Raw genomic sequence first — 5,673 nt, 5'->3', positions numbered from 1 at the left:
CGGCGGCGGTGCTGCTCGGTGCGGCGCTCGGCAGCCCGAAGCAGCTCGGCGACCCGGTGGCGCTGACGGTGAATTTTTGCGCGCCGATTGCGAAGGGCGATTTTTTCGTCGACGTGAAAGAAGTGCGCACCAACCGCTCAACGCAGCATTGGTCGATGGAGCTTTCGCAGGGGGACGGAATCGCGGCGAGCGCGACGGCCGTATTCGCGAAACGGCGCGAGACATGGAACCACCGGCCGGCACGGATGCCCAACGCGCCGCCGCCCGCTACGCTCGCGCCGATGGCGACGGAGGGACGCAACGCCTGGCTGCAGCGCTACGGGTTTCGGTTTGTCGAAGGTATCCCCGATTTCGAACATCCACGTGACGACGATCCGGCGGGCACACGCTCGGTGCTGTGGATTGAGGACGTGCCCGCCCGACCACTCGACTTCCTGTCGCTGGCGGCGCTGACCGACATATTCTTTGTACGAATATTTCAGGTACGCGGGCGAATGCTGCCGGCGGGCACGGTTTCGATGACCAGCTATTTCCATACCGATGCGGCCGGGCTTGCGGCGCAAGGCACGAAGCCGCTGCTTGGCGTCGCAGACGCAAGGATTTTCACGCAAGGCTATTTCGACCAGTCGGCCGAACTCTGGAGCGCCGGCGGGCACCTGCTCGCGACCAGTGTGCAGACGGTCTATTACAAGGATTGATCGGTCGTCAGTCGCGTTCGCCGAAACCATCGGCAACGAGAGCTTCAAGTGCCGTGAGCGCAGCTTCGGCATCGGCCCCTTCCGCTTCGACCAAAATGCAACAGCCAGGCGAGGCGGCCAGCATCATCAGTCCCATAATCGAGGTGCCGGGGACCGTTTGGCCTTCGCGGGAAACGCGGATTTCGGCGTCGAATTGTTCGGCCACCTGCACGAACTTCGCCGAGGCCCGGGCATGGAGACCGCGGGTATTGACGATATTCAGGAGCCTCGATGCGGGACGCGGTGCCCCGCCGCCTTCGACCGTCACGAGCCGTCGCCCGCCAGGACCCGGCTGGCGATCGAGATGTATTTGCGGCCCGATTCCTGCGCCTGATCGACGGCATCGCCCAGGCTCGCGGTATCTCGGACACTCGCCAGCTTGATCAGCATGGGCAGGTTGACCCCCGCAATCACTTCGACTCTGGCCTTGTCCATTACCGAAATCGCCAGATTGGACGGCGTGCCGCCAAACATGTCGGTCAGCAGGATCACACCGTCGCCGGAATCGGCCGCCGCGACGGCCTTCAGGATGTCCTTGCGGCGCTGTTCCATGTCGTCGTCCGGGCCAATGCTGATGGCCGCAACCTGCGGCTGGGCGCCCACGACATGCTCCATTGCGGCGACAAACTGGCTGGCCAGTTGGCCATGCGTGACAAGTACCAATCCGATCATCGACCGCCCTCTTTGCCGCTGCCCGTCCGCCATGGGCGGCGGGGCGGCGATGCCGTACCCCTGCAAGGGGCGTATCGTGACCTCATTCCGACGTCAATGACAAGTGCTGCGATGCAACAATCGGCATCGGAGCGGGGATTTCCGAGAGTCGAGGATTTCCGGGTCACGCGCGGGTCACAGGCGACCATCGGGGCCCGGAAAACCCTTTTCGGGGATTGCGGCCAGCGCGAGACGAAGTTTTTCAGGCGTCGTGGCGTCAAAGGCATGGAGCGCCAGCACCGGCAGCGATAAACCGCCGATTTTCTCGTGTCGCGGCTCGGCGAGACGCGGTACATCCTCGCGCGGCACCAGGTCGACGATCAGCGCTACATCGCCCTGCGCTGCGACCGGCACCGCCACGAGGCCGAGACCGCGCAATTCGATGAGGCCTGCCAGCACCGCCGGCGCGGAGGCAACAAGGCGCTCGCTCTCACGAACGAGATGGACCTGATCGTCGGCAACAAGGCGCGTCTCGCCGGCGGCATCGGCGCGGATGAGGCGAAAGGCGAGATCCGACTTGCCGGCGCCGGACGGGCCACGCAGCAGAACAGCGCGGGTGCCGCAGGCAACGCATGTGCCGTGCACATAAAGGGCATCCTCATTGGGCGTAACGGGTTGCGATGGCGTGGCGGATGGCGGCATGGCGCGTCAGTCCGCCGCCGGCAGATCGACGGTGAAGCGCGCACCAAGAACCATTTCGCCATCCATCCGGTTCTCGGCCCTGATGACACCCCCATGCACTTCGACGATCTGGCGCGAAATGGCGAGGCCCAGCCCCGAATGCTTTCCAAAACTGTCCGGACGGTCGGTGTGGAAGCGATCAAAGATGCGCTCGAAACTGACCGGTGGGATGCCGGGCCCTTCGTCGTCGACGCGGATGATGATGCGCCCTCGCACGCGCTCGGCGAAGACGCGGATCGTGCCGCCCTTGGGCGTGAACGAAAGCGCGTTATCAATCAGATTGCGCATAACCTGCCCGAGACGCATGTCGAAACCCTTGACTGTCATGCCCTCACGGCCCTGCGTGCCCGGATCGATCTCAAGCAACACGCGGGCGTGGGCCGCAACACCGGTTTCGGTGAAAAGATCGCAGACCGTTTTGAGCAATGTCACAACATTCACGTCTTCCATTTCCTCACGCGACAATTCGGCGTCGAGGCGGGAGGCGTTGGAGATGTCGCTGATCAAGCGGTCGATGCGACGCACATCATCCTGGATGATCTGCATCAACCGCTCCTTGGCGCCAGCATCCTTCGCCAGTCGGAACGTCTCGACGGCACTCCGGAGTGAGGTCAGCGGGTTTTTCAGTTCATGGGCCACATCGGCGGCGAAGCTCTCGATGGCGTCGATGCGATTGTAGAGTGCGTTGGTCATGTCGCGCAGCGAACCGGAGAGTTCGCCAATTTCATCGCGCCGGCCGGTGAAGTCCGGGATCTGGGCACGGGCGCTCTTACCGCGACGGACGATTTCGGCGGCCTGCGCCAAACGGCGAACCGGCTCGGCGATGGTGCCTGCAAGAACCACCGACAGAAGGATGGTGACACCGAGCGCCACCAGGAAGACCTGCAGAATAGCGAAACGTTCGGCGCGCACGATGGCATCGATGTCACCGCCGCGCGTCGAAAGCATCAGCGCGCCGAGCACCGCACGATAGCGCTGAATCGGTACAGCGACCGAGACGATGAGCTCGCCGCGATCATTGACGCGCTCCATGCTCGAAGGCGTGCCGGCGAGCGCGCCGACAACTTCGACATACATGGTTCCGTTCTGACTGCCGGCATCGCGAAAACGCTCGAGGTCGCGCCCCGGCAGCAGGCTCAGCACCCAATCGGCGACGCCTTCGAAAAAGCCCGGATCGTCGGCACCTTCGGGTGGCGGCAGTTCGAAAGCAACAACCTGACCGGAAGCCGAAAGCTGGCGCGAGTCGAGAACGATCCAACCATCCTTGTCGTAAAGGCGCGCGCGGGTTTGCGTCGGCAGAACGAGACGCCGGAGAATCGGCGCCGCGTCTTCCGGAACGATCGGCAATGTTCGGTCGGCCAGCGCTTGTGGGTCGCCAGGCGGCGGCACGCCGACGCGCTCCACCGAAAGCGGATCGATCACCTGCGCGTCCGGTGTCGAAGTCGCGCCTTCGGCAATGGCACCTGCGATGATTTCGGCCTGGGTCAGCAGGCTCTGGCGGCGAGCATCGATCAGGCCTTCGCGAAACTGATTGAGATAGAGAATGCCCGTCAGCAGAACAAAGAGCGCGGCAACATTGAATGCGACGATGCGGCGCGTCAGGCTTGAAAAACGTCCTCGCGCCAGAAAACCACGAAAGGCGGCAAGTGTTCGTGTCACTCTTGCGTCGAGTCGGGAAGCCAGCGCCGTCCCGGGCGCGGCGCGAGACGTGGCGGCGGGCTCAAGGCGCTCGCCGTTCTCGCTCTCATCCTCGATCAGGCTCGCCATGATATCTCTGGCCCTTTCGTGTCGCGGCCAGGCGTTGCGAGCCGTTGCCGCTGACAGGTATCAGGCCTCGCGGTAGCGATAACCGACGCCGTATAGCGTTTCGATGGCATCGAAATCGTCATCGACTTCCTTGAATTTCTTGCGCAGGCGCTTGATGTGGCTGTCGATGGTACGGTCGTCGACATACACCTGATCGTCATAGGCCGCATCCATCAGCGCGTCGCGGCTCTTGACGTAACCCGGACGCTGGGCAAGGGCCTGAAGGATCAGGAATTCCGTGACGGTCAGCACGACCTGTTTGCCGCCCCAAGTGCAGGTGTGGCGTTCGGGGTCGAGCAGCAACGAGCCGCGTTCCATCACCTGATTGACTGCGCCTTCGGCCGGGGCGCCGTCTGCCTTGGGGCTGACGCGACGCAACACCGCCTTGACGCGCTCGACCAACAGGCGTTGCGAGAACGGCTTGGTGATGTAGTCGTCGGCACCCATCTTGAGACCGAACAATTCATCGATCTCATCGTCCTTGGAGGTGAGGAAGATCACCGGCAGGTCGGATTTCTGGCGCAAACGGCGCAGAAGCTCCATGCCGTCCATGCGCGGCATCTTGATGTCGAAGACGGCGACGTCGGGCGGATTGGCGGCAAGGCCCGCCAGCGCCACCGCGCCGTCCGTATAGGTCTGGACATGGTAACCCTCGGCTTCGAGCGCGATGCTCACCGAGGTCAGAATATTGCGGTCGTCGTCGACCAGCGCGATGGTCGGCATTTGCCCCTGTTCCTTCTGGCGCTTCTCGCCCCGTTGAAGCTCATCCCTTGGGACTTCCGGCTTTTGGACCTCTTGCATCCCGCATACCCCGCTCTCGAACGCCACCCAGCGTGGCGAAGAGGCTTAGGCATGCTTTTGGCCCAAAATGTGGCGGCAGTATAAGGGCTTGGACGCGCAAGGGATAGAGCGGGATCGGGCGGACAGCGCCCGTGCGGCCGGCGCATTTGACAAGGTGGGGGTGGCGCGGCCATTGAAGGACGGAGGGTGGGGCGAAAAGAAACCGCCGGAAAGAACGCGAAAAAGGGGGAATCATGACGAAACGCATTCTCATCGGGCTGACAGGGCTCTTCGTTCTGCTGGTCGCGGTCATTATCGGCCGGACGCTGGCGGTGCCGGTGCTCGACGTCGGGGCCATGAGCGAGGCGGCGAGCATCGATCCGGAGCGCGCGGCCGAACATCTCTCGCAGGCAGTCCGCTTCGAGACGATCTCCCACCAGCGCGGCGCGAATGCGGACGCCATCGCGCGGTCGGATGCGGCTTTTACCGGCTTTCGCGACTGGATGGACGCCACCTATCCGGCCTTCACGACTGCAACGAACCGCGAGATCGTGGGTGGCCATACGCTCTTTTATACATGGGCCGGGCGCGACGTTTCCCTCGATCCCGTGCTGTTGATGTCGCATATCGACGTCGTGCCGATTGCGCCGGGGACGGAGGATCAATGGGAGCACCCGCCGTTCTCGGGCGCGATCGCCGACGGCTATGTGTGGGGACGCGGCACCATCGACAACAAGGGGTCGCTGATCGCGATGGTGGAGGCAGCCGAACTGCTGGCGGCCAAGGGCTTCCAGCCGACGCGCACCATCATGTTCGCCTTCGGCCATGATGAGGAAATCGGCGGCGGCACGGGAAACAAGGCCCTGGCCGAATTGCTGCAGGCGCGCGGCACGCGGCTTCATTGGGTGAAGGACGAGGGCGGTGTGATCGGCCACGGCTTGCTGCCGGGCGTGACGGC

Annotated in this window: 7 protein-coding genes; 2 read left to right on the top strand and 5 right to left on the bottom strand. The window is 63.7% G+C overall.

Going from position 1 to position 5,673, the window contains the following annotated elements; genetic code table 11:
* Window positions 1–698: acyl-CoA thioesterase (locus WEB61_RS04240; protein ID WP_368063080.1), on the top strand; the 698-nt coding region annotated here is incomplete at its 5' end.
* A gap of 7 nt (window positions 699–705) precedes the next feature.
* Here the strand turns inward: WEB61_RS04240 and WEB61_RS04235 are convergent.
* From WEB61_RS04235 to WEB61_RS04215, 5 genes are all read right to left on the bottom strand, one after another.
* Window positions 706–1,005 carry an HPr family phosphocarrier protein gene (locus WEB61_RS04235; protein WP_368063079.1) on the bottom strand — a complete coding sequence of 100 codons (300 nt, stop codon included), beginning with the start codon at window positions 1,003–1,005 and terminating at the stop codon, window positions 706–708.
* Window positions 1,002–1,409, bottom strand: a complete 408-nt coding sequence (locus WEB61_RS04230) for a PTS sugar transporter subunit IIA (protein WP_368063081.1) — start codon at window positions 1,407–1,409, stop codon at window positions 1,002–1,004. Before WEB61_RS04230 ends, WEB61_RS04235 begins: the two co-directional genes overlap by 4 nt.
* A 174-nt stretch (window positions 1,410–1,583) precedes the next feature.
* Window positions 1,584–2,090, bottom strand: a complete 507-nt coding sequence (locus WEB61_RS04225; protein WP_368063078.1) for an HPr kinase/phosphorylase — start codon at window positions 2,088–2,090, stop codon at window positions 1,584–1,586.
* Window positions 2,091–2,096: 6 nt separating this feature from the next.
* Window positions 2,097–3,896 (bottom strand): sensor histidine kinase, encoded by a 1,800-nt coding sequence (locus WEB61_RS04220; RefSeq protein ID WP_368063077.1) that lies wholly within the window; start codon window positions 3,894–3,896, stop codon window positions 2,097–2,099.
* A gap of 60 nt (window positions 3,897–3,956) precedes the next feature.
* The gene (locus WEB61_RS04215; RefSeq protein WP_368063076.1) at window positions 3,957–4,658 is read right to left on the bottom strand and encodes a response regulator transcription factor; all 702 of its coding nucleotides are present in this window, start codon (window positions 4,656–4,658) and stop codon (window positions 3,957–3,959) included.
* A gap of 311 nt (window positions 4,659–4,969) precedes the next feature.
* On the opposite strand from WEB61_RS04215, the gene WEB61_RS04210 reads away from it, so the two are divergent.
* On the top strand, window positions 4,970–5,673 hold a 704-nt coding region (locus WEB61_RS04210), incomplete at its 3' end, for a M20/M25/M40 family metallo-hydrolase (protein ID WP_368063075.1).

This window comes from Parvibaculum sp. (assembly GCF_040882025.1).
Lineage (GTDB): Bacteria > Pseudomonadota > Alphaproteobacteria > Parvibaculales > Parvibaculaceae > Parvibaculum.
The sequence above is the reverse complement of the archived record's forward strand: the minus strand, read 5'-3'. Positions and strand labels throughout refer to the sequence as shown.